The 22,201-nt window shown below is 51.0% G+C and carries 22 protein-coding genes; 16 read left to right on the plus strand and 6 right to left on the minus strand.

All coding sequences use genetic code 11. The features are described 5' to 3' along the window. Positions 1 to 41: 41 nt before the first annotated feature. Positions 42 to 1,226 (minus strand): NupC/NupG family nucleoside CNT transporter, encoded by a 1,185-nt coding sequence (locus tag ACESQ2_RS05495; RefSeq protein ID WP_064405426.1) that lies wholly within the window; start codon positions 1,224 to 1,226, stop codon positions 42 to 44. A 273-nt stretch (positions 1,227 to 1,499) separates the two neighbouring features. Here ACESQ2_RS05495 and efeU point away from each other — a divergent pair, with 273 nt between their 5' ends. The 4 genes from efeU to phoH all read left to right on the plus strand — a co-directional run bounded on the left by efeU (position 1,500) and on the right by phoH (position 6,093). Then, the gene (efeU, locus tag ACESQ2_RS05500) at positions 1,500 to 2,330 is read left to right on the plus strand and encodes an iron uptake transporter permease EfeU (protein ID WP_004849820.1); all 831 of its coding nucleotides are present in this window, start codon (positions 1,500 to 1,502) and stop codon (positions 2,328 to 2,330) included. A 52-nt stretch (positions 2,331 to 2,382) separates the two neighbouring features. Then, the gene (gene efeO / locus ACESQ2_RS05505; RefSeq protein WP_265810339.1) at positions 2,383 to 3,510 is read left to right on the plus strand and encodes an iron uptake system protein EfeO; all 1,128 of its coding nucleotides are present in this window, start codon (positions 2,383 to 2,385) and stop codon (positions 3,508 to 3,510) included. 4 nt (positions 3,511 to 3,514) lie between these two features. Further along, positions 3,515 to 4,795: an iron uptake transporter deferrochelatase/peroxidase subunit gene (gene efeB / locus ACESQ2_RS05510; RefSeq protein ID WP_046876524.1), complete on the plus strand. Its 1,281-nt coding sequence runs from the start codon at positions 3,515 to 3,517 to the stop codon at positions 4,793 to 4,795. A 509-nt stretch (positions 4,796 to 5,304) separates the two neighbouring features. After that, the gene (phoH, locus tag ACESQ2_RS05515; protein WP_014228807.1) at positions 5,305 to 6,093 is read left to right on the plus strand and encodes a phosphate starvation-inducible protein PhoH; all 789 of its coding nucleotides are present in this window, start codon (positions 5,305 to 5,307) and stop codon (positions 6,091 to 6,093) included. Positions 6,094 to 6,143: 50 nt separating this feature from the next. Here the strand turns inward: phoH and ACESQ2_RS05520 are convergent, their stop codons facing one another. Together ACESQ2_RS05520 and ACESQ2_RS05525 are read right to left on the minus strand one after the other, a co-directional pair. Continuing rightward, positions 6,144 to 6,437, minus strand: a complete 294-nt coding sequence (locus ACESQ2_RS05520) for a YciI family protein (protein ID WP_014838068.1) — start codon at positions 6,435 to 6,437, stop codon at positions 6,144 to 6,146. A gap of 115 nt (positions 6,438 to 6,552) precedes the next feature. Then, entirely contained in the window at positions 6,553 to 7,341 is a 789-nt protein-coding gene (locus ACESQ2_RS05525; protein ID WP_373170217.1) for a MipA/OmpV family protein, read from the minus strand. Positions 7,342 to 7,463: 122 nt separating this feature from the next. Here ACESQ2_RS05525 and ACESQ2_RS05530 point away from each other — a divergent pair, with 122 nt between their 5' ends. The 11 genes from ACESQ2_RS05530 (at position 7,464) to ACESQ2_RS05580 (ending at position 19,277) form a co-directional block, all read left to right on the plus strand. After that, entirely contained in the window at positions 7,464 to 8,159 is a 696-nt protein-coding gene (locus ACESQ2_RS05530; protein WP_049071411.1) for a response regulator, read from the plus strand. Beyond that, on the plus strand, positions 8,156 to 9,352 hold the full coding sequence (locus ACESQ2_RS05535; RefSeq protein ID WP_048263721.1) for a cell wall metabolism sensor histidine kinase WalK: 1,197 nt from the start codon (positions 8,156 to 8,158) through the stop codon (positions 9,350 to 9,352). The genes ACESQ2_RS05530 and ACESQ2_RS05535 overlap by 4 nt, the downstream gene beginning before the upstream one ends. Before the next feature lie 78 nt (positions 9,353 to 9,430). Beyond that, positions 9,431 to 10,579 (plus strand): efflux RND transporter periplasmic adaptor subunit, encoded by a 1,149-nt coding sequence (locus tag ACESQ2_RS05540; RefSeq protein ID WP_224260569.1) that lies wholly within the window; start codon positions 9,431 to 9,433, stop codon positions 10,577 to 10,579. Then, entirely contained in the window at positions 10,576 to 13,650 is a 3,075-nt protein-coding gene (locus tag ACESQ2_RS05545; RefSeq protein WP_373170218.1) for an efflux RND transporter permease subunit, read from the plus strand. Before ACESQ2_RS05540 ends, ACESQ2_RS05545 begins: the two co-directional genes overlap by 4 nt. Positions 13,651 to 13,907: 257 nt before the next feature. Continuing rightward, positions 13,908 to 15,149: a tyrosine-type recombinase/integrase gene (locus tag ACESQ2_RS05550; RefSeq protein WP_373170219.1), complete on the plus strand. Its 1,242-nt coding sequence runs from the start codon at positions 13,908 to 13,910 to the stop codon at positions 15,147 to 15,149. A gap of 15 nt (positions 15,150 to 15,164) precedes the next feature. After that, complete coding sequence (locus ACESQ2_RS05555) at positions 15,165 to 16,025, plus strand: DUF6387 family protein (RefSeq protein WP_305109684.1); 861 nt, start codon at positions 15,165 to 15,167, stop codon at positions 16,023 to 16,025. Positions 16,026 to 16,220: 195 nt separating this feature from the next. Then, complete coding sequence (locus ACESQ2_RS05560) at positions 16,221 to 16,430, plus strand: AlpA family transcriptional regulator (RefSeq protein WP_196548145.1); 210 nt, start codon at positions 16,221 to 16,223, stop codon at positions 16,428 to 16,430. An 80-nt stretch (positions 16,431 to 16,510) separates the two neighbouring features. Beyond that, positions 16,511 to 16,801: a hypothetical protein gene (locus tag ACESQ2_RS05565; RefSeq protein WP_196548147.1), complete on the plus strand. Its 291-nt coding sequence runs from the start codon at positions 16,511 to 16,513 to the stop codon at positions 16,799 to 16,801. A gap of 49 nt (positions 16,802 to 16,850) precedes the next feature. Further along, on the plus strand, positions 16,851 to 17,147 hold the full coding sequence (locus ACESQ2_RS05570; protein WP_196548149.1) for a hypothetical protein: 297 nt from the start codon (positions 16,851 to 16,853) through the stop codon (positions 17,145 to 17,147). A 245-nt stretch (positions 17,148 to 17,392) separates the two neighbouring features. Then, positions 17,393 to 18,664 (plus strand): nucleotidyltransferase, encoded by a 1,272-nt coding sequence (locus tag ACESQ2_RS05575; protein ID WP_196548151.1) that lies wholly within the window; start codon positions 17,393 to 17,395, stop codon positions 18,662 to 18,664. A gap of 64 nt (positions 18,665 to 18,728) precedes the next feature. Then, positions 18,729 to 19,277, plus strand: a complete 549-nt coding sequence (locus ACESQ2_RS05580) for an SLATT domain-containing protein (protein ID WP_049025424.1) — start codon at positions 18,729 to 18,731, stop codon at positions 19,275 to 19,277. Positions 19,278 to 19,453: 176 nt separating this feature from the next. On the opposite strand, the gene ACESQ2_RS05585 is transcribed toward ACESQ2_RS05580, so the two are convergent. Next, on the minus strand, positions 19,454 to 19,858 hold the full coding sequence (locus ACESQ2_RS05585; RefSeq protein WP_196548153.1) for an H-NS family nucleoid-associated regulatory protein: 405 nt from the start codon (positions 19,856 to 19,858) through the stop codon (positions 19,454 to 19,456). Between the two features lie 156 nt (positions 19,859 to 20,014). Beyond that, positions 20,015 to 20,530 (minus strand): DUF4756 family protein, encoded by a 516-nt coding sequence (locus ACESQ2_RS05590; RefSeq protein WP_373170220.1) that lies wholly within the window; start codon positions 20,528 to 20,530, stop codon positions 20,015 to 20,017. Between the two features lie 203 nt (positions 20,531 to 20,733). Between ACESQ2_RS05590 and ACESQ2_RS05595 the strand changes: the two genes are divergently transcribed. Beyond that, complete coding sequence (locus ACESQ2_RS05595; protein WP_305109687.1) at positions 20,734 to 21,414, plus strand: hypothetical protein; 681 nt, start codon at positions 20,734 to 20,736, stop codon at positions 21,412 to 21,414. A gap of 87 nt (positions 21,415 to 21,501) precedes the next feature. Here ACESQ2_RS05595 and ACESQ2_RS05600 read toward each other — a convergent pair whose 3' ends face one another. After that, the gene (locus ACESQ2_RS05600; protein ID WP_196548159.1) at positions 21,502 to 22,092 is read right to left on the minus strand and encodes a replication/maintenance protein RepL; all 591 of its coding nucleotides are present in this window, start codon (positions 22,090 to 22,092) and stop codon (positions 21,502 to 21,504) included. Between the last annotated feature and the right edge of the window lie 109 nt (positions 22,093 to 22,201).

Raw genomic sequence — 22,201 nt, forward strand, 5'->3', positions numbered from 1 at the left:
CGGGCCTGTTACCCCGGGGTAACAGGCCAAACGCGCTTCGGTTACAGTACCAGCCCCGCAAAGCTGGCGGAGAGCAGGCTGACCAGCGTTGCGCCATACACCAGGCGCAGGCCAAAGCGGGAAACGATATTCCCCTGCTGCTCGTTCAGGCCTTTAATCGCCCCGGCGATAATGCCGATAGAGGCAAAGTTGGCGAAGGAAACCAGGAACACGGATAAAATTCCCAGCCCGCGCGACGTCATGCTGGCGGCTATTTTTTGCAGCTCAATCATGGCGACAAATTCATTGGCCACCAGTTTCGTCGCCATAATACTCCCGGCGTTCAGCGCATCGCTAAGCGGAATGCCAATCAGCCACGCCAGGGGATAAAAGACGTAGCCGAGGATCTGCTGGAAGCTCAGGCCAAATATCGTGGCGAACAGGGCATTTATGGCGCTAATTAAGGCGATAAAACCAATCAGCATCGCCAGAATAATCATCGCGACTTTAAAACCGGCCAGAATATATTCACCGAGCATTTCAAAGAAGCTCTGGGATTCATGCAGTTTTTCAAGCTTGATCTCCTCCTCGCTGCCCGGACGCGTCGGGTTAATGATCGACAGCACAATAAAGGTGCTGAACATATTCAGGATCAGCGCGGCAACGACGTATTTCGCGTCGAGCATACTCATATAAGCGCCGACGATGGACAGCGAAACCGTCGACATCGCGGTGGCCGACATGGTGAACAGGCGGCGGGAAGAGAGATCGCCGAGCACGCCTTTATAGGCAATAAAGTTCTCTGATTGACCGAGAATCAGCGAACTGACCGCGTTGAAGGACTCCAGCTTACCCATACCGTTAACCTTTGACAGCAGGGTGCCAATCAGGCGAATAAAAATTGGCAGAATACGCCAGTGCTGAAGAATACCGATGAGCGCGGAGATAAAGACAATGGGGCACAGCACGCCAAGGAAAATAAACGCCAGCCCTTTTTCACTCATGCCGCCAAATACAAAGTTGGTGCCTTCGGCGGCAAAGCCGAGCAGTGATTCAAAGAAGGATGCGATATTTTTCACTAGCCACAGGCCGCTTTCGGCGTGGAGAAAAAAGAAAGCCAGGGCAACTTCAATAATAATTAACTGGATAATATAGCGAATGCGGATTTTTTTACGGTCGTAGCTGGCAAGCCAGGCAAGGGCGAGGATAACCACCAGCGCCAGCAGGAAGTGCAAGAATTGAGTCATGTCGTTTATTTCGCAGGTCAATAAGGCCGCCATTTAGCCACAGCTGGGCAGCCGGGTAAATATCTGGCGCAAAAAATCACGTCCTCCTGCCCCGAGGGGCCTGGGCTGCGAGATAATCGCGCAAGTCATTATTTGTTCGCGACTGATTTACAAATCGTCATCATTCACTCCACATTTCACTTGTGTTTCTGATTATTGTAATGATAATCACTATCATAAATATTTACCTATCTTTGCATCAGTTGACTGCGGTTCACATTTAAGGGTGTTGGCATGTTTGTCCCATTTCTCATCATGTTACGTGAAGGCCTGGAAGCTGCGCTGATTGTCAGCCTGATTGCCAGCTATCTGAAACGCACCCAGCGCGGTAGCTGGATTGGCGTCATGTGGATTGGGGTGCTGCTTGCGGCGGCGCTGTGCCTGGGCCTCGGAATTTTTATCAACGAAACCACCGGCGAGTTTCCGCAGCGCGAGCAGGAGCTGTTCGAAGGCATCGTGGCGGTGGTGGCGGTGTGCATTCTGACCTGGATGGTGTTCTGGATGCGTAAGGTGTCGCGCAACGTTAAACAGCAGCTTGAGCAGGCGGTCGATAATGCCCTCCAGCGCGGAAATAACCACGGCTGGGCGCTGGTGATGATGGTCTTTTTCGCCGTCGCGCGTGAAGGCCTGGAATCGGTCTTCTTCCTGCTCGCCGCCTTCCAGCAGGATGTCGGAATCTGGCCGCCCATCGGCGCGATGCTCGGCCTGGCGACGGCCATCGTTTTAGGGTTCCTGATCTACTGGGGCGGCATCCGCATGAATCTCGCCGTCTTTTTCAAATGGACCAGCCTGTTTATTTTACTGGTGGCCGCAGGCCTCGCCGCGGGGGCTATCCGCGCCTTCCATGAGGCCGGACTGTGGAACCATTTCCAGGCGGTCGCCTTCGACCTGAGCAACGTCATTTCGACGCACACCCTATTCGGCACGCTGCTGGAAGGGATCTTCGGCTATCAGGAAACGCCGACCGTCAGCGAAGTGGCGGTCTACTTTATCTATTTGATCCCGGCGCTGGCGCTGTACGTCTCGCCGCCGGGTAAAAAAACCACCGCATCCCGGGCAGCGTAGTCGGGCATCGCGGATTGCAATAGTGACAACATACTTATCGAAAGGGATGGTCATGATGAATCATTTTCGTCGTAATGCGCTGCAGCTCACGCTTGCTGCGCTGTTCAGCTCGGCTTTTTACGCCCAGGCGGCCGATATTCCGCAGGTCAAAGTGACCGTCACCGACAAACAGTGCGAGCCGATGAACGTCACCGTGAAGGCGGGTAAAACCCAGTTCATCATTCAGAACCACAGCCAGAAAGCGCTGGAGTGGGAGATTCTGAAAGGGGTGATGGTGGTGGAAGAGCGGGAGAATATCGCCCCCGGCTTTACGCAAAAGCTGACGGCCAATTTGCAGCCGGGCGAATATGATATGACCTGCGGCCTGCTGACTAACCCGAAAGGCAAACTGACGGTGACCGGCGAGGCGACCAAAGATGCCGCCAAAGCCGATGCGCTGCTCAGCCTGGGTGAAGCTATTACCGCCTATAAAGCCTGGGTCACCGCCGAGACCGCGGAGCTGGTTAGCGGCACGAAAGCCTTTACCGATGCGGTGAAAGCGGGCGATATCGAGAAGGCGAAAGCGCTGTACGCGCCGACGCGCCAGCACTATGAACGTATTGAACCGATCGCCGAACTGTTCTCCGATCTTGATGGCAGCATTGACGCCCGCGAGGATGACTACGAGAAAAAAGCCGAAGATCCGAAATTCACCGGCTTCCACCGGCTGGAAAAAGCGCTGTTTGGCGATAACAGCGTCAAGGGAATGGATAAGTATGCCGATCAATTGAACGCTGACGTTCTCGAGCTGCAAAAACGCATTAGCGAACTGGCGTTCCCGCCGTCAAAAGTGGTCGGCGGCGCGGCCGGTCTGATTGAAGAAGTGGCCGCCAGCAAAATCAGCGGAGAAGAAGATCGCTACAGCCATACCGACCTGTGGGATTTCCAGGCCAACATTGACGGCGCGCAGAAAATCGTCGACCTGCTGCGTCCGCAGCTGCAAAAAGAGAACAGCGCGCTGCTGGCGAAGGTGGATGCCAACTTCAAAAAGGTGGACGCCATTCTCAGCAAATACCGCACCAAAGATGGCTTTGAGACCTATGACAAGCTGACGAATGCCGATCGTAACGCGCTGAAAGGCCCGATCACCACGCTGGCGGAAGATTTGGCCCAGCTGCGCGGGATCCTGGGTCTGGACTAAGGCGATGGCTGAGCAAAAATATGATGTTAATCAACCGTCCCGGCGGCGGTTGTTAAAAGGGATTGGCGCGCTTGGCGGCGCGCTGGCGATATCCGGCGGCTGCCCGGTGGCGCACGCGGCAAAAGACAATAGCTCTCCGGGTACGGTGTCGCCGGATGCGCGTCAGGAAGCGCAGCCGTTTTATGGTCCACATCAGGCAGGGGTGCTGACCCCGCAGCAGGCGTCGATGATGATTGTCGCCTTTGATGTGCTGGCCAGCGATAAAGCGGACCTTGAGCGGCTGTTTCGCCTGCTGACCCGGCGTATTGCCTTTCTGACCAAAGGCGGTCCCGCGCCGGAGACGCCGAACCCGCGGCTGCCGCCGATGGACTCAGGCATTCTCGGGCCGTGGATCGCCCCGGATAATCTGACGATCACCGTCTCGGTGGGGCATTCGCTGTTTGACGAGCGTTTCGGCCTGGCTCATCAGGCGCCGAAGAGGCTGCAAAAGATGACGCGTTTTCCGAACGATTCGCTGGATGCGGCGCTGTGCCACGGCGATCTGCTGCTGCAAATTTGCGCCAACACCCAGGATACGGTGATTCACGCCCTGCGGGATGTGATTAAGCACACCCCGGATTTGCTCAGCGTGCGCTGGAAGCGGGAAGGGTTTATCTCCGACAGCGCCGCGCGCAGCAAGGGTAAAGAGACGCCGGTGAATCTGCTGGGCTTCAAAGACGGCACCGCGAATCCGGTGAGCACCGATAAGGCGCTAATGGATAAAGTGGTGTGGGTCACCGCCGACCAGGGAGAGCCTGCGTGGGCGACGGGCGGCAGCTATCAGGCGGCGAGGATTATTCAGTTCCACGTTGAGTTCTGGGATCGCACGCCGCTGAAAGAGCAGCAGACTATTTTTGGCCGCGATAAACTGAGCGGCGCGCCGCTTGGGATGCAGCACGAGCACGATGTCCCGGATTACAGCAAAGACCCTGACGGCGATACCATTGCGCTTGATAGCCATATTCGTCTGGCGAACCCGCGTACCCCGGAAACCGAATCCAGCCTGATGATGCGCCGGGGCTATAGCTATTCGCTGGGGGTGACCAATTCCGGTCAGCTGGACATGGGGCTGCTGTTTGTTTGCTACCAGCACGATCTGCAAAAAGGCTTCCTGACGGTGCAAAAGCGCCTGAATGGAGAAGCGCTGGAGGAGTACGTGAAGCCCATTGGCGGCGGCTATTTCTTTGTTCTGCCGGGGGTTATCGACGATCGGCATTATCTCGGGCAATCGCTGCTCGAAGCCTGACGTACCTGCCCGCAAGGGCAGGGCGTTTTCTGCTGTTTTTCCATTCATTTTTTGTATTTCCTGCCTTGTTTCATTTTTCTGTAATCTTATAGTCGGAAACTCTCCTCAGCTGCGATGAGAATTATTTGTTGTCTGTGTGTGAAAAATAAGTTGCGCTTAGAATTATTTCTGATGTACTTATTACAGGCGCGGTAGTTCTCGGCAGTAGTCTCGTTTCATTATGGAGATCGCGAATGCCCGATTGCTGTAACGGAAAACGTCAAACCCCAGACCGTACTTATCAGCACGGGAGCCCAACTTCCGGCCGCGATTTTCACACCGCAAAATCCTCCTCCTCTATCAAAGAAAACCAGAACCCAGGCAAGGTTACCGGTGCGCGTAGCCGTGACCCTCTGCCAATTCGTCAGGCAAGCAATGGCTTACAAGGAAGCCAAACCTCAATCGTTAGTGCGCATAATCGCGTCGATCGTGGCGCGTGTGATGTAAACCAACAACGCAAGGTGCTATCCATGGGAAGACAAAAAGCAGTGACCAGAGCTCGTCGTGAGGCCAAACGTGTGCTGAGACAGGATTCGCGAAGCCATAAGCAGCGCGAAGAAGAATCGGTCACATCGCTTGTGCAAATGAGTGGCGTAGAAGCCATTGGCATGGCGCGGGATAGCCGCGACGCATCGCCAATCGAAGCGCGCAATGACGCTCAGGCGCATTATTTGAATGCCATCGACAATAAACAGCTGATCTTCGCCACGGGCGAGGCCGGGTGCGGTAAGACCTGGATTAGCGCGGCAAAAGCAGCTGAAGCCCTGATCCATAAGGATGTGGACAGAATTATTGTTACCCGTCCCGTTCTGCAGGCCGACGAAGATCTCGGCTTCTTACCGGGAGATATCGCCGAGAAGTTTGCTCCCTATTTCCGACCGGTCTATGACGTGCTGGTGAGAAGGCTAGGGGCTTCCTTTATGCAGTACTGCCTGCGTCCGGAAATCGGCAAGGTGGAAATCGCGCCGTTCGCCTATATGCGCGGACGTACATTTGAAAATGCGGTGGTGATTCTGGACGAGGCCCAGAACGTGACCGCTGCGCAAATGAAGATGTTTTTGACCCGCCTCGGGGAGAACGTGACGGTTATCGTCAACGGCGACATTACCCAGTGCGATTTACCTTCAGGCGTACGGTCGGGTCTGACCGATGCGCTGGCGCGTTTTGAAGAGGATGAGATGGTGGGTATTGTGCGCTTTACAACCGATGATTGCGTGCGCTCAACGCTTTGCCAGCGCGCGCTGAAAGCCTACTACTGAGTACTTCTGCGTCTGCAAAGCCCGGGTGACCGGGCTTTGTTTTTGCCGCACTACAGAAGAGCCTGCAGTGAAGGAGCGGCCATCGTGGCTTCAAAAGGAACGATCTCGACTTTCGCTACGCCCGATTGCTGAAATGGATCCTGGCTCAGCCAGTTTTGCAGCCCATCCATATCATCGCCTTTAGCCAGAATCACGCCGCCGGACCTGGGGATTTTACGCCCCGAAGCGAGAAATATTCCGTCAGCATAGCCTTGCTTTAGCCATTCCACGTGCGCAGCAAGCTGGGCGTCTACCTGATCAAGCGGTTTAACGTAAGTCAGAACAACAACGGCAATGGTGCTCATTTTCCTTCCTTAACATTTAAATGTAACGCTGCAGAAGCTTATCATTCACGTGAACAGCGCTTCAGGTTTTTTTAATCAACCGGCGCGGTGGGTGTCTGGACGAGCGCGGGATCGATTAAAATGTCCAGGTGATTGCCGCGGTCACGGAACCTTCATTGCGCCGTGAGACTATCGGGCTGTCAGCGGCGTGTTCTCCGAGCCAGGTATAGCCGGCGCTGAGCGTGGAACCCCAATGCTCGTCATATTGATGGCTCCAGGTCAGCGCGTTGTCGATGCCGTAAAATCCGCCGGGGGCGCGATAGCGGCGATAGCCGGAACGGGCGCTCTGTCGTTGATCGACCCCGTAAAAGGTATTGGCGTACCGGCTGTCGCCAAACAGCGCGGCGGACTGTAAGGCAACGATATCCTGCGAATTCTGGAGCAGCAGCAGGGTTGCGGAGGTCTGATAATGCACGCCCTGGGCGTCGGTGAGCGGAAGCGTAGCCTTACCTTCAACGGTGAGCCACGGCGTGACCGACCAGCCGACGGCGAAGGCGGTATTCATGGTGGCTTTAATATTACCCATCCCCTTCAGCGTATTCGCCCCATCGCGCCAGCCTGAGTTTTTTTCCGCTCGCCCGAGGTCATAACCGAGCGTGTGCTCGAAGTAGAGACCGCTGTCGTCAGCCAGGTCATAGCCTATGCCTTTTTGGCTATCAATAAAGAAAGCGCCTTTCCGCCCCTGTAGTACGGGAACCACCTGCCAACTCTGCTTGTCAGAGCCGCTGTAACGAGGCGCGTATTTTCCGCCCACCCCGATAGTCAGCCCATCGGAAGGCGCGGCGGCTTCATTGGCACGCGCGCCGGGTGTTATCGCCATTAAAAACGGCACGACCATATACGGCGAAATTTTTCTGGCTATCATACTGTTCTCCACGTGGACGCGGGCGCCGCCGATAAGGACGCGCCGCAGAATGCCGGTGCAGTATGGTTTTGCTGAATCAATGAACGGTCGGGATAGTGTTAAGAAACGGTCAAGGTGAACAGATGTTGTCCAGAAGAGTGTTGATAATTGAAGATGACGCCGACGCGGCCGGGGTGCTTGAGGCCTATTTACGCCGGGAAAACTATGATGTGGCGGTCACCGTGGATGGCCTCGCTGGGCTGGATATGGCGCAGCGCTGGAAACCCGATCTGATTCTGCTGGACGTGATGCTGCCCGGGCTGAACGGCACCGAGGTGCTGGCCAGCCTGCGGCGGAAAAGCGATGTGCCGGTGATTATGGTTACCGCGATGGGGGATATGCCCGATCGTATTGGCGCGCTGCGCTATGGCGCCGACGATTATGTGGTGAAACCTTATCATCCCGGCGAAGTGGTGGCGCGAGTTCAGGCCGTGCTCCGGCGGAGCCGCAAAGCGGAGACGCAGGAAGACATTCTGCGCTGGCAGGGGCTGGAGGTGGACGTCGCTGCCATCGTCGCGACCGTCAGCAATCCGGGGGAACCTGTCCACGTTCTCGATCTTACCCCGACCGAGTTTTCGCTTCTGGCTACGCTGATGCGCGCCCCCGTCCGTCCCTTTTCGCGACAGTATCTGCTGGAGCGCTGCCTTCCTGAGAGCGAAGCGCTTGAGCGCGTGGTGGATACGCATATTTATAACCTGCGTAAAAAACTGGAGGGGGCGGGGGTATCCGGGGTGTTAGTCAACGTTCGCGGCGTGGGCTACAGGTTCAGACAGCCATGATGAAAACCCGTCACTCCTCTCTCTGGCGTTGGATTTGCGGGCGCATTCTGGCACTGGCCATCGGCAGCGTGATGGTTATCGCCACCTGTATGTGGCTGCGTTTCGCCGTGCAAAACTATTGGATCATGCACAAAATGCCGCCCGCTTTGCGGGAGGAATTCATTGCGCTCAGCCGCAATCCGGAGGCCAACCCGGCGCGTTTTCATCAGATTGTCGATACCTGGTGGGGATTGAGCTATTCCACGCCCTCTATCGCCTCGGCGGACTGGGTGACCGTGGCGGTGCTGGTGCTGGTCATGATCCCCTTCATTGTCGTTATGGGGCTCCGCTACGCCCGTCCACTCTCGCTGCAGTTCAGCCGTCTTCGTGATGCGGCGAAGGACGTCACCGGGGGGCAATTTGGCCGCCAGGCGGAGCTGATTGAGGACGCGCCAGCGGAAATGATCCGCTTTGCTGCCGACTTTAACAAAATGACCGGCCAGCTGGCCCGCTATGATAAAGAACTCCGCGCCTCGCATGTTGCGATGGCGCATGAGCTTCGCTCCCCGCTGACGGCGGCGATTGGCCGTCTGCAGGGCATGCTGGATGGCGTTTTTGATACCCAGCCGCAGCAGCTGGAGATGGTGATGAAACAACTCCAGCATTTGAATCGATTGACCGATGAGCTGCATCTGCTTTCCCTGGCGGATGCCGGCAATCTGGTGCTCGATGAGCGGCCATTTTGTCTGGATGAGCTCCTTCAGGAGCGAGCCGCATGGTTAACGCCGCAGGCGGACGCGCAGAGCGTGACGATCGCCATTCAGCCATCGCCGTCCTGTCCCTTCCGCGGCGATGCTTTTCGCATGGGCCAGGTATTTAGCGTACTGATGGAAAATGCCGTACGCTACGGGCGCAGGGGGGGACATCTGGCAATTACGTTGCGCCGCGGCGAGGGCGCTTACGCCATTGATTTTGTCGATGACGGGCCCGGCGTGGCGAGGCATTTTTTACCGGATATGTTTGAACGTTTTACCCGCGAGGAGGCGTCCCGCGCCAGACACTCCGGCGGCAGCGGCCTCGGATTATCCATTGCGCGCGCTATCTGCGTGGCGCACGGGGGGCGCATCAGCGCGTCGCTACCGGCGAGCGGCGGCCTGCAGATTCGCGTTGTTCTGCCGTACGCTCCCGCCGCAGAAGAAAACAGCCTGCCTTGATAATCCCTTGACACAACGTCGAGCCATTCTCGATGAATGTGTCATGTAATGGCGCCATTTCCCGAACGGAGTGGCGTTATGTTATATGAGTTAGTTCTTTCCCTTCGTCAGTGCGTGTACGCTTTGCTCGGCGCAGAACGGACGCTATCCTGGTTTGCGCTGTTGCCGCCGATCGTACTGATCCTGATGATCGTACCGCTTGTGGGCTGCGGCGATAAAAGCGCCGAAAAGCCCGCGCCGGCCCGCCCGGTGCGCTACGTGGTGGTGGGTTCCCCGGCGACGCTTCCCGCTCTGGAAAGAACGGGCGAAATCCACGCGCATGATGAGACGGCCCTGAGCTTTCGTACGGCGGGCAGGATGCTGACGCGCGCGGTGGATGTCGGCGAGCGGGTCAACTACGGGCAGCTGCTGGCGACGCTTGAAGAGACCAGCGCGCGAAATCAGCTGGACAGCGCGACGGCTGATGATGAGAGCGCCCGAGCGACCGCCCGGGTCGCCGCGCTGAACGTTAACCGGATGCAGAAGCTCATCGCCACGGGCGCAATCGCCCGCTCTCAGCTGGACAGCGCGCAGGCGGACTGGCTGGTCGCCAGCGCCCGGGTGAAGAGCAGCGAGGCCGCTTTGCGCAACGCCAGGGAAAGCCTGGGCTGGACGCGTCTTACTTCGCCGGGTGAGGGGGTTATCACGGCGGTCAGCGCCTCTCCCGGTCAGGTGGTCAGCGCCGGAGAGACGGTGGTGACGCTGGCGGCGGGTCAGGCGCGCGATGTGGTGTTTGATATCCCGGATCCCGCTAAGGTTGAGGCGCAAAGGGCGGAAGAATTTCAGGTTGCTTTGCTAAGCGATGCCGGGGTGAAGGCCTATGCTGTTTTGCGTGATATTAGCCCACAGGCCGATCCCCAGACCCGGACATGGCGCGTCAGGGCAACGCTAAAGAAACCGCCCGCCGCGATGGCGCTGGGCGCCAGCGTCACGGTAAGGCTGCCGTCATCAGGCTCGACGGGGTACGCCATACCGGCTTCTGCGCTGAGCCGCTGCGGAGATAAACCGGCCGTCTTTGTCATCACCCCGCAGATGGAGGCACAGCTGCGCGTTGTCGTTCCCGCCAGCTACACGGCTTCTTCCGCGATCATCGCCTCCGGCCTTGTGCCCGGCGACCGGGTTATTACCGCCGGCGTTAGCAAACTGCGCCCGGGCGAAAAAGTCGTCGCCGGAGAGAGGCTGCCGTGAAAATAGCGCCGTCAAAAAATCGCTTTAACCTTTCTGCATGGGCGCTGGAAAACCCGCAAATGGTCAGTTTCTTTATGCTGCTGATTATGGTTATCGGTTCGCTCAGCTATACGCTGCTGCCGCGAAATGAAGATCCGGCTTTCACTATCAAAACGGCGGTAGTCTCTGCGCAGTGGCCGGGCGCGTCGGTAACGGATACCACGCATCTGGTGACGGATGTCCTGGAGAAAAAATTACAGGAAACGCCCTGGCTCGATTATATCGAAAGTGAAACCCGAGCCGGGCAAACGGTTATCTATATTAATCTCCGCGATGACACCCCGGCGCACAACGTCCCGGCGATCTGGTACCAGATCCGCAAAAAAATGCAGGATATTGCGCCATCGCTGCCGGAAGGCGCGCAGGGACCGAGCGTGAACGATGAGTTTGACGACACGTACGGCACCATTTACGGATTTATCCCTGACGGATATAGCCTTGAGGAGGTGCGACAGCGGGTGGAGACGATCCGCCGTGAACTGATGTCCGTGCCGGATATCGGCAAAACGGTCCTCCTTGGCGAGCCGCAGGAGCAGATAGTCATCGCTTTTTCGCCCGCCCGGCTGGCCGGTATGGGGCTTACCATTCAGCAGGTTGCGGACGCTCTGAAGGCCCAGAATGCGGTGGTGCCGGCAGGAACCCTGCGCACCGGGCAGGAGAATATCACCCTAAACGTCAGCGGGGCCCTCAGGAGCGAAGCGAGCCTGCGCGCCGTCATCCTGCACATCAACGATCGCTATCTTCCCCTGACCGATATTGCCACGATTGAAAGAAGTGCGGCCGAACCGCCTTCAGCGGCGTTTCGCGTCAACGGACGTCCTGCCGTCGGGCTGGCGATTTCCATGGCGCCGACGGGCAACATGCTGCGCTTTGGCGAGACGCTGAATAACAGAATGCGCGCCATCGGCGCCGGGCTGCCGCACGGCATCGAAATAGTTAAAGTGGCTGACCAGTCGGCGGTGGTCAGCGGCGCCGTAAGCGGATTTGTCCGGGTACTGGTGGAAGCCGTGCTGATTGTGCTGGCGGTTTCTTTTGTCTCGCTGGGATTAAGGGCCGGGCTGGTGGTGGCCGCGGCGATCCCGCTGGTGCTGGCGATGACCTTTGCCGGGATGCTGCTGGCAGGCATTGGTCTACAGCGCATCTCTCTCGGGGCCCTGATCGTTGCGCTAGGGCTGCTGGTGGATGATGCCATGATCGCCGTGGAAACCATGGTATCCCGGCTTGAGGCCGGCGATACGCGACGGCAGGCGGCGACGTACGCTTTCAAAACCACGGCATTTCCGATGTTGACCGGTACGCTGGTCATGATTGCCGGGTTTATTCCCGTCGGTTTTGCCTCATCCAGCGCGGGCGAATACTGCTTTTCGCTGTTTGCCGTGGTGCTGATGGCGCTTCTGAATTCATGGGTCGTGGCGATTCTGTTCTCCCCTATGACCGGAACGTGGCTGCTGCCGGAAAAGCTGAAACATCGTGCCGCGGGCCCGGGCCGCATGGCGCGGGGATATGGACGACTTCTGCGCACGGTGCTGCGCCACCGGCTTGCCACCCTGGGAATAGCGCTGGCCGCGCTGGGGCTGTCGGTGTACGGGACCACGTTTATGCAGGGGGAGTTTTTCCCTTCATCGGATCGCCCGGAGCTGCTGGTCAGCCTGACGCTTCCGGCCAATGCTTCGCAGACGGAAACGGAGAAACAAACGGAGAGGCTGGAAAGGGCGCTCGCCGGGAATCGCAACATTGACCATTATTCGACCTATATTGGGGCGGGCGCCATCCGCTTTTATCTGCCGATGGATGTTCTGCTGGATAATGAAAATACGGCGCAGCTGGTGGTGGTGGCGAAAGACCTGGCCGCCCGCGACCGCCTGCGGGAACAGTTAAACGCGCTGCTGACCACGCAATTCAGCGATCTGACCTCGCGCGTTTCGCCTCTGGAGCTAGGGCCTCCGGTGGGCTGGCCGATCAAATACCGGGTCAGCGGGCCGGATTATCTCAAGGTCAGAGAGTATGCCGGGCGTCTGGCCGAGGCGATAGGGCGCTCGCCGTTAACCCGGGAGGTAAACCAGACCGCCGGCGAGCCGGAGAGAACCATCGTCCTGCAGGTGAACCAGACTGCCGCGCGGGCGGCGGGAGTGTCATCGCAGAGCCTGGCGCAGACGCTTAATACCGTCTGGTCAGGCACGACGGTCACATCGCTGAGAGACAATGACCGGCTGGTTGATGTGGTGCTGCGGGCGAACGACAGCGAGCGATTGAATCTTGCCACCCTGTCATCGCTGACGGTTGAGGGGCGCGGTGGAGAAAAAGTTCCCCTCAGCGCGGTGGCCACCCCGACCTGGGGAGTGGACGATCCGGTGCTCTGGCGTCGGCAAAGATTGCCGTTTATCACCGTACAAACCGACCTCGCGCCGGGGATGCGGGCAGAAGGCGTATCGAACGGTCTGCGCCCGACGGTGGATCAACTGCGAGCTGGGTTACCCACCGGTTACAGCATTGTCGAAGGCGGAGTGGTTGCGGAGTCCGAAAAAGGCAACAGCTCGGTATTGAATATTTTACCCGTCACCCTCGGCATTATGCTGTTATTGCTGATGCTTCAGCTGCGGCGCTATTCTCGTATGCTGCTGGCTCTGTTCATGGCCCCGTTCGGCTTGCCGGGGATTGTTATGGCCATGCTGCCGGGCGACACGCCAATGGGATTTGTGGCTCTGCTCGGCGTCATCGCGCTGGCGGGGATGATTATCCGCAATGCCGTGATACTTATCACTGAAGTCGACGGCAATCTGGCTCAGGGCATGGAAAGCGATGCCGCTATTATTGCCGCCGCAGAGCACCGGGCCAGGCCGATATTTCTGACCGCCTGCGCCGCGATACTGGGTATGGTCCCCATCTCTCACCAGGTATTCTGGGGACCGATGGCGTATGCCATCATTGGCGGGCTGATTGTCGCGACGCTCGTCACGTTAACCGTGCTGCCGGCGTCCTTTAGCCTGCTGCTGGAGAGGGGAGGATACCGGGAAAAACGTCCCGCCGCTTAATAACACAGGATGGCCGGGGGCGACCCCGGTCGGGGTGCTATATGCGAAAAAAAAGCCCGTACTTGCGTACGAGCTCTTCTTAAAATATGGCGGTGAGGGGGTCTGCCATATTTATGTTCATTATCATTCGCGTTAATCATAATTATTTCTTTATATACAACGTGTTGTCATTATTCTTTGTTCGCTGGCGTATTGCTATCTTTTCGTAAATCCGTCATTTTATGAAGTACAGGATGCATTACAGAAGAGTGGGGATTATGCCAAAGAAAGCCAGAGAACTGTCCGCCTTAGCTGTTTCCAGACTTAAAGCGGAAGGTCGCTATGCTGTGGGTGGTGTTGACGGATTGTATCTGCGGATCGCCGGACGCTCACGCGCATGGGTCCTTTGCGTTGCGATGGGAACCCGAATCAACAGGGCAGGTAAGGCCGTTCCCCGGCGACTGAATATGGGTCTTGGCCCTTATCAGGAAGTTTCACTGGCAGAAGCGCGTGATAAGGCGCGTGAACTGCGCAGGCAGATCCGTAATGGCATTGATCCGCTCAAAGAAAAACATGCCCAAAAAGCACATCAGGAAAAAACAGCCCGTAAACAGAAGACGTTCCACGAATGTGCGGAAGCCGTACTGGAAATTAAGGGGCGCGAACTGAAGAGCAAAAAGCATGTCGCACAGTGGCGTTCTTCACTGGAGACATATGCTTATCCGGTTATTGGTCAGAAAAGAGTGGGTGAGATTACCAAGACCGATCTGCTGGCGATACTGGAACCCATCTGGTTAACCAAAAACGAAACCGCCAGCCGCGTGCGTGGTCGTATTGAAACTGTGCTGGATTACGCTAAAGCGAAAGAATACCTTGAAGGGGATAACCCCGCGGCGTGGAAGGGGATGCTGAAGCCGCTGCTGCCAATGCCAAGTAAGGTGCAGAACAAAAAACATCATGCTGCGTTGCCGTATGGTGAACTTGGTACGTTTATGACTGAACTTCGCACCCGGACAGGTATATCTGCCAGAGCACTGGAATTTTCTGTTCTGACCGTGGCCCGTTCCGGTGAAATTCGTGGTGCTGTGTGGGATGAAATCGATCTGGCGGCAAAAACATGGACTATTCCGGCAGAAAGGATGAAGGCCAGTAAAGAACATCGTGTTCCGTTGTCTGATGCGGCGGTGGCATTGCTCAGAATGCTGCCCCGGTTTAAGGACAATAACCTTGTTTTCCCTGCTCCGCGCGGCGGGCAACTGTCGGATATGTCATTAACAGCGGTATTAAAACGCATGGGCCGCAGCGATTTAACCCAGCATGGTTTTCGCTCCACGTTCAGGGAATGGGCCGGGGAGACCACATCCTATCAGCGGGAAGTGATTGAACATGCGCTGGCCCAACAGTTAGCGGATAAAGCAGAAGCAGCCTACCAGCGCGGCACCCTGTGGCCCAAACGCGTTGCGCTGATGGATGACTGGACCGATTATTGCGGATATGAGCCTGTCGATAAGGCAGCATAAACAGAAGGGATGCGAATGAAAGCAAGTGAAGTGATGGTGTCGGTAAAACGATGGTTCAGCCTGAGCAATTATGATGTTTTACAGGAGATCACGGCTGGCGACCTGAGCGATGAAATCAACCGGCGAGCTTCACTGCTACGGTATGATTTCGATTACGGGAATGATACCCGTCGCCTGCGATGTCTGGAGTATGAAGCCCGGATACTGGCGGGCAATCCCCTTCTGGTCAGTTCCACGACAAAAGCACCAACGGCCCGGAAAATCAATCCTCTCACTGACGCCAGCCTTCATGTCCGGCATATCACGGTCGCGGATATTGGTCGTTATGAAGCCCGGCTGCGTGAACTGGATTTACTCCGGCGCGGTGATGGCTCGTCAGGACTCGTATCGAAAGAGGATGGCAGACGCAGGCTGACAGATATTGATGAGCTGAACGCCGATCACCCGCTGTATCTGTGGCTGAATATCGCCTTGCTGACTGATGAGGAAGTGGTGGAGCATGTGAAAAGAATGCTTCCCCGGTGGCGAAAGGAGTATGGCACTGGCGAACCGGCGATTAACACGTCCCGGTTTGGCCTCAGTACGGTGAAAAAGCTGATCCACTACAGGATTATCCCGATGCTGGATCTGATGCTGTGGGAAAAACGCAATGGTGCCCGGATCTCGTATGAACAGATGTCGAGACTGCTCTATCCCGATGACTCGAACGTGATCAGAGGAGGCGCTCAGATTAAGGATACCGACAGGCCGCTTGCTGAAAGGGCACTGGCGCGTGAATTTGACCGTCTGTTTAACCTCTGGCTGAGCAAAAATGACTACCTTATGGACACAAAAATCGCTGATGTGATGAAGATGGACGAGGAGGAGACAGTCTGAGCTTGTCCCACTCCACGACGGGGCAGTAACGAAGGCTGGCCCCGTTTTTCAAAACCAGCGAAATCCACAAAATTTATTTTTCCCCGAAAACCGCACCCCGCTATTTTCCCGAAGAAAAGAGTTATCTGATGTCTGCATCCGGCGATGTCAGTTCTGGCTACCATAGCTCCTGTTGAAACAAAACAGGAGATAAAGATGAAAAACGACATAACGAATAGATTTATCCGCGTCCCGGAAGTATTAAGACGAGTGGGCTTTGGTCGAACCAAGCTGTATGAACTTATCCGGCAGGGCCGCTTTCCTGAGCAGGTGAAGATAGGGCCGAGGACGGTCGCTTTTGTTGAAAGTGAAATCGATGAATGGATTGAAGCCACTATTCGGAACTCACGCCAGAACGCAGCATAAAACATAAATACTGTTTCCGGGTGAATAGATATTTTTACGCTCAGGGACTCTTATTATCTTAAACAATAAAAGGGCAACATATGAAAATAGAACTTAATACGATAGAGCAGTTTATCAGTGAAGCAACGGATTCGTATAACCGTTATATGAATAAGCGACTGCGAAACCAGCCCGTGCATTTCTACCACTTGCTGAAGAATAAGGAGGATATGAATGAAGTGATTGAAAATATTATCGAGAAAACAAAGAAAAGTTTTTATGGGACTGAAGGCGAGCAAAAAAAGGAACGGATCTTCGGGAGTGTTAACTATGCGAAAGTAAAGCAATATCTTCGTGAGCTTTGGATTGTCTATAAGAGTGTATATCGCTGATTCAGCCATAAAATATCTACTTAAATATTAAACTAAAGAGGAAATAAAAATGAATACATTTAAAAATAAATCTACTGAAATCTTTTATGTTGTGTCTTTGCATATCTATGCGGAGCTTTTTAACTCAAAGGATAAAACGACCAGTAATATGATTATAACGCATGTAATGGATCATGATTTTGTCTGTAAACTAATCGATCTGGCGATGAGAAATGCAGAGAAGCATCTTCTGAAAAAAGCATGGAAAAAGAACGCTGTTGGAAAACTGGCTGAGGTGGATTTTAAAGAGGTTAAGCAGGCATTAGCCAAGATGCATTACACTGTTCTGGCGGAATCCCTATGCTGACAGGTACTTATTTGTATCGGCCCCTTCATGGGGCTGATAATCGGACGATTAAGGTGCTGTTCTGTGGAGAGACTTGTTTTGCTGCTGTTCGAAGGTTGAACCAATGCCTGAAAACTGGTCAGGGCACTCTATTTGTAACTATAAATTTGATTGAGATCATTTTTTAATGGAAAATTAGCGTATGACACATTGATAATCTCTTTTATGGAAGCATATGTAATTGATGACCTTAACAAGGATATTACATGAGCACTGCAACTGACTTTAAGACACTCCTCGACAATATAAAAATAGATAATGCAGGCCAGATTAGTAAAAGGTATGGTCGTATAACTAAGGTTTTGAACCAATACTTTTATAACTTAGATTCTAAGACAGCCAATTCACTACAGGTTGGTTCCTATGGGCGCTTCACAGGAATTCGGGGGATCTCTGATCTTGATATGCTTTACTTTCTACCTGCAACTTCATGGCCAAGATTCCGAGATCGACAATCGTATTTATTACAGGTTGTGAAAACAGAAATCAAGAAAATTTTCAAAAATACGGATATTCGCGGTGATGGGCAAGTTGTTGTTGTTAAATTTAAGAATCAAGAGGTTGAAGTAGTTCCTGTATTCAGTAATGAAGATGGAACTTTTACATACCCGGATACACATGATGGTGGATCGTGGAAGGTATGTAACCCTAGGGCCGAAATGTCGTCTTTTAGGGCACTGAATGATGATAGGAAGGGACATCTGAGACGTCTATCTAAAATGATTCGAGCGTGGAAAGCTCGTCATGAAGTTGAGATAAGTGGATTCTTAATTGATACACTGTGTTATAATTTTTTCTCTAATCTAACTGAATATGATGATAAGAGTTTCAAAAGTTATGATCAACTTTCGCTTGATTTTTTCACTTTCTTAGAGAATGAAGGTGATCGAGTATTTTATTATGCTCCCGGTAGTCGCTCAAAAGTGAGCGTAAAAAAATCATTTAATAAAGTAGCAAAATTAACAAAAGAATATTGTGAAGAAGCTTTATCTGCTACAAGTGAAAACTCAAGAAACTTAGCTTGGAAGAAAGTTTTTGGCAGGCCTTTTCCAAATTATACGACAAAATCACTCAGTAATGTCAATGTATCTGAACAGTTTATTGAAGATCAATATGAGATGAATTTATATGGTCATGTTTCGATAGAGTGTGAGATTAGAAAGAATAATTTATTGGAAGCTCTTCTTTCAAATATTCTTGGCGAAGGGCATGATATTAGCACAAATCGCAAGTTAAGATTCTATGTTGATGAGATAAATAATATATCTCACCCATATAAGATTAAATGGAAAATAAAAAATGTAGGTGATGAAGCTGAGCGCCGAGGAAATTTTAGAGGTGAAATTTTAGACGATGAAGGAGGTTCTGAGCGTTTCGAGACCGCAGATTTCTCAGGACCTCATTTTGTTGAATGTTATGTTATTTATGGCAACCAAGTTGTAGCAAGAGATAGAATCGACGTACCTATACATAATTAGTCCCACTTTATGTTAGGTTAGTGTTAAACTAACATTAACCTAACATATCATAATGGTGAGTCAGATGGACAAAAATATATTAGAAGGGCAATTAAGAGAGTGCTATGGAAGGGTCGTTTATACACATAAAACTCATGAGAAATGTGCAGATATTCTTCAAAACAAACTAAGCTGCATGAAAAATTTACAGCTAGTTCTTTTAGCAATAACTACCGGTAGTTTTATAACCACTGTAGTGGGTGATGCTAAAATAGGTGCTATCATTGGGTCAATACTTTCCGCTATACTTCTCTTTCTAAATTCATATTTAAAGGATTATGATTTAGGAACTATAGCTCAAAAGCACAGACAAGCTGCTGGAGATATGTGGTTAATTAGGGAGAGATATTTATCTCTGCTTACTGACTTGAAAATGCAAACTAAAAGTATAGAGGAAATTCTCCACGAAAGAGATGCTCTGATGAATGAACTTTCTGCAATTTATATGGGAGCACCATCCACGAATTACAAGGCATATTCAATGGCTCAAAAGGCGCTGAAGGAACTTGAGGATATGACTTTTTCTGATGAGGAAATCGATAAATTCCTTCCCACTGAATTGAAACGTAAATGAATTTATGAATCCATAGATGAACTAATTTGTATTAGCTCAAACCAGATCTGACAGTTATCGGTTATTTATATATATCTGTCAGATTACATTTAGTTTAAGCTCTTTTCAGTCCAGACGCTTTTCCATCAAGTAATATTTTTAAAACCGCCAAATTATATTGACGGCTTTATTTGTGATCAGAGCGCGAAGTCATCCAGCGTTTTACCAGCTTCAATTGCAGCAGCGATTGCTTTAGGAGTGCGGCCCTGACCCGTCCAAGTCTGCTCATTACCGTTTTCATCTGTATATTTGTATTTAGCAGGACGAGGAGCACGAGTTGATTTTGCTTTAGGCTGAGATGAGCCAACAGCAGCAAGGAGTTCAGCCGGGTCAATACCATCTTCTAACAGTTTCTGACGGAAGGCTTGCAGCTTAGCCTGACGTTCTTCTTGTTCTTTACGGGCTATGTTTTCTTCCTCACGACGATCTTCAACGACAGCAGAGAGTTTTTCCAGCATCTCTTCCAGAGTTGCCAGATCTGTTTCACGAGCATGTGCACGAAGTGTACGAATATTGTTCAGTGCCTTGAGAGCTTCACTCATAGTATGTCATCAGGTGTTTTAAAAAGGCGATTAATAGAAATAATGTATGCTGTGTTCTTGTATAGTCAAAAAACAACCCGTAAATAATATAGTAAATATTGTCGGTTAAGCAATCTTAAAAAATCCCATTTGATACGGATAACATAAAGCAGTTCTTTAAAGAGACATTTTCCTGCGCTTCTGGCTTGATGGTTCGAACTCTGACGAGATGTGAGAGAGTTGATCAAGGCTATGTTCAATTGAACGCTGGAACTCAACAGCGGCTTCTGTACGCTGTTTTATGACCAAGGCAACAATTTCTTCATCACTTTTTTCTGAAATGGCCTTGCGGTATAATACACGTTCGTTAAACAGATCAAGATTACCTGATGATTTTGCTGATGTATTAGCTTTTGAACTGCTGATAGGATTTAACTCGTTAATAAAGTATTCAATAAAGTATTCAATAAAGTATTCAATAAAGTATTCAATAAGAGATTCTCTCTTTTTTTCCAGCCTGCGAAGTTCAGTATGTGCAGACTTAAATTTTTGAGCCTTAACCAATGGAACATCATCAGAACGTAGCCTACGATATTCATTCCTGTATACCTCTATCGAAATATGATTTTTTAGTTCTTTGACTGTATTTATGTATTCGATTAAATCACTGTTGTCTGTCTTTACTTTTCTCATATAAAACCTCGTTATAAAATGATTGGTATATTATATATTATGAAGTGAGGGGGAAGTGTTAAATTAGCGTGGATTATTGATTTTAAATAACGCATCTTTTTATGTTCATTCCTATTCATTATGACGTTAATTATATTGCCAAGCAGTGATTGAGTGATGTATTATTTGACGTTTAGCGATTGAGTCAAACTTAAGGATGAAAAATGGCGTCTATAGATGAAAGATTTCTTGATTTTATTAGAACTAAGAAAAACAATATAGTATTGGACGATATAAAGAATGATTTCAAGAAAAATGATGGTACTAACTCTAAAATGGCAGACTACTTGTTATTTGATCGAGAGATTATTTTAGAACAAAAATTACTCACAAATGACAGAACTGATTTGATTAATGAAAAACTTAATGAATTAGCCAAGACAGATGAATGGCTCAAAAAACGTTGGTTTGGCAGTGTTCATATTGAGGAGTTGATTCAACAGCACCCTGATTCAGATGATTTCAGAAAAAATATAATGGATTATGCTTATAGAAATATTAAGGATCTTGTAGCAACAGCCAATAGGCAGATTAGATCAACAAAACAATCTTTAAATATCCCTAATGCAGTCGGTGGACTTGTTATTCTTAATGAAAAAATAATGCCCTATGAATCAGAGAATGTAATGACAGAACTTAATTTTCTTGTTGAAAATCCTCATTATGAACATGTTGACTTTGTTCTCTATATATCAGAACTACGTAGAACAACACATAATATGATTGATATGTCAGCAATGATAAAAAGCAGATCTTCAAGATATGAGTTTGTAAGTTGGTATATAAAAAATGTTTTCTCATTCGATTTCGCTTCATTTTTTAATCACCCCATACAATTTTTATAGTAGGGTGGGAGTTTGTTAAAATGCATTGGCTTTATGGAGCTGTCATTCAGATAGGAGTTGCTTGAGAAAATCTCTTTCTTAAAACTACTATGTTTTGCCTTGGCAATTAATTTTATTATCTTCTGCGTTCTTTTTGGTATTTGTTTTTTTGTCCTTCAAGTAATAAGTTTTCATGAAGGTTAAGCGATCACCATTAAACATATAGTCTGGATTAATAAAATAATAGTTCTGTATCATGGTCTCAGCAATAAATTTCTTGTCAGCAAGTTCTTTCATCCCTTTGAAATATGTCGTTCTTGATATTTTTACGATCTCTTGATCAATAATATCGAATGACATTAATATCGTGTCTGTATCTTTATTATCTCTGATAGCAAGATACAGTATCTTGAATACTTTCTTACCGGATGAGGATAAACCCTCAATAGCTGATACGCCATCCACATAAAGTTTCACAAACTGTGTCTTGTCTACTTCCATTGATTGAAAGAAACCACCATGTCCAACCTGTTCTCCTGTATTTTCATTTACTACGGCTAAGCGATCTTTACCTGTAGAAATACGTCTGACGCCTGTTTTTGTATGTAGATTTGTATCATTAAGAAATGGGTTTTTAGTATGACGCGGGAGACCTCTTCTTGATTTCTTTACTTCAGTTTGTATCTTATTTTCTATCATGGTATTTACTCCTTTATTTTTTTAGTTATACATTTAAGTAAATACTATATTCTGTGTGCAAGTCAATACTTAAAGTTTATATTTTTTAAAATAACTAAAACTTAATGTT

The organism is Klebsiella sp. Q11, from assembly GCF_964241505.1.
Taxonomy (GTDB): domain Bacteria; phylum Pseudomonadota; class Gammaproteobacteria; order Enterobacterales; family Enterobacteriaceae; genus Klebsiella; species Klebsiella michiganensis.

Excerpts from the sequence above, each read along its gene's own strand:
- ACESQ2_RS05550 (WP_373170219.1), top strand. The coding sequence starts at position 13,908 with ATGCCAAAGAAAGCCAGAGAACTGTCCGCCTTAGCTGTTTCCAGACTT.
- ACESQ2_RS05540 (WP_224260569.1), top strand. The coding sequence starts at position 9,431 with ATGTTATATGAGTTAGTTCTTTCCCTTCGTCAGTGCGTGTACGCTTTG.
- ACESQ2_RS05590 (WP_373170220.1), bottom strand. The coding sequence starts at position 20,530 with ATGAGAAAAGTAAAGACAGACAACAGTGATTTAATCGAATACATAAAT.
- ACESQ2_RS05525 (WP_373170217.1), bottom strand. The coding sequence starts at position 7,341 with ATGATAGCCAGAAAAATTTCGCCGTATATGGTCGTGCCGTTTTTAATG.
- ACESQ2_RS05535 (WP_048263721.1), top strand. The coding sequence starts at position 8,156 with ATGATGAAAACCCGTCACTCCTCTCTCTGGCGTTGGATTTGCGGGCGC.
- phoH (WP_014228807.1), top strand. The coding sequence starts at position 5,305 with ATGGGAAGACAAAAAGCAGTGACCAGAGCTCGTCGTGAGGCCAAACGT.
- ACESQ2_RS05530 (WP_049071411.1), top strand. The coding sequence starts at position 7,464 with ATGTTGTCCAGAAGAGTGTTGATAATTGAAGATGACGCCGACGCGGCC.
- ACESQ2_RS05595 (WP_305109687.1), top strand. The coding sequence starts at position 20,734 with ATGGCGTCTATAGATGAAAGATTTCTTGATTTTATTAGAACTAAGAAA.
- ACESQ2_RS05520 (WP_014838068.1), bottom strand. The coding sequence starts at position 6,437 with ATGAGCACCATTGCCGTTGTTGTTCTGACTTACGTTAAACCGCTTGAT.
- efeU (WP_004849820.1), top strand. The coding sequence starts at position 1,500 with ATGTTTGTCCCATTTCTCATCATGTTACGTGAAGGCCTGGAAGCTGCG.
- ACESQ2_RS05600 (WP_196548159.1), bottom strand. The coding sequence starts at position 22,092 with ATGATAGAAAATAAGATACAAACTGAAGTAAAGAAATCAAGAAGAGGT.
- efeO (WP_265810339.1), top strand. The coding sequence starts at position 2,383 with ATGATGAATCATTTTCGTCGTAATGCGCTGCAGCTCACGCTTGCTGCG.
- ACESQ2_RS05495 (WP_064405426.1), bottom strand. The coding sequence starts at position 1,226 with ATGACTCAATTCTTGCACTTCCTGCTGGCGCTGGTGGTTATCCTCGCC.
- efeB (WP_046876524.1), top strand. The coding sequence starts at position 3,515 with ATGGCTGAGCAAAAATATGATGTTAATCAACCGTCCCGGCGGCGGTTG.
- ACESQ2_RS05585 (WP_196548153.1), bottom strand. The coding sequence starts at position 19,858 with ATGAGTGAAGCTCTCAAGGCACTGAACAATATTCGTACACTTCGTGCA.
- ACESQ2_RS05565 (WP_196548147.1), top strand. The coding sequence starts at position 16,511 with ATGAAAATAGAACTTAATACGATAGAGCAGTTTATCAGTGAAGCAACG.
- ACESQ2_RS05570 (WP_196548149.1), top strand. The coding sequence starts at position 16,851 with ATGAATACATTTAAAAATAAATCTACTGAAATCTTTTATGTTGTGTCT.
- ACESQ2_RS05575 (WP_196548151.1), top strand. The coding sequence starts at position 17,393 with ATGAGCACTGCAACTGACTTTAAGACACTCCTCGACAATATAAAAATA.
- ACESQ2_RS05580 (WP_049025424.1), top strand. The coding sequence starts at position 18,729 with ATGGACAAAAATATATTAGAAGGGCAATTAAGAGAGTGCTATGGAAGG.
- ACESQ2_RS05560 (WP_196548145.1), top strand. The coding sequence starts at position 16,221 with ATGAAAAACGACATAACGAATAGATTTATCCGCGTCCCGGAAGTATTA.
- ACESQ2_RS05555 (WP_305109684.1), top strand. The coding sequence starts at position 15,165 with ATGAAAGCAAGTGAAGTGATGGTGTCGGTAAAACGATGGTTCAGCCTG.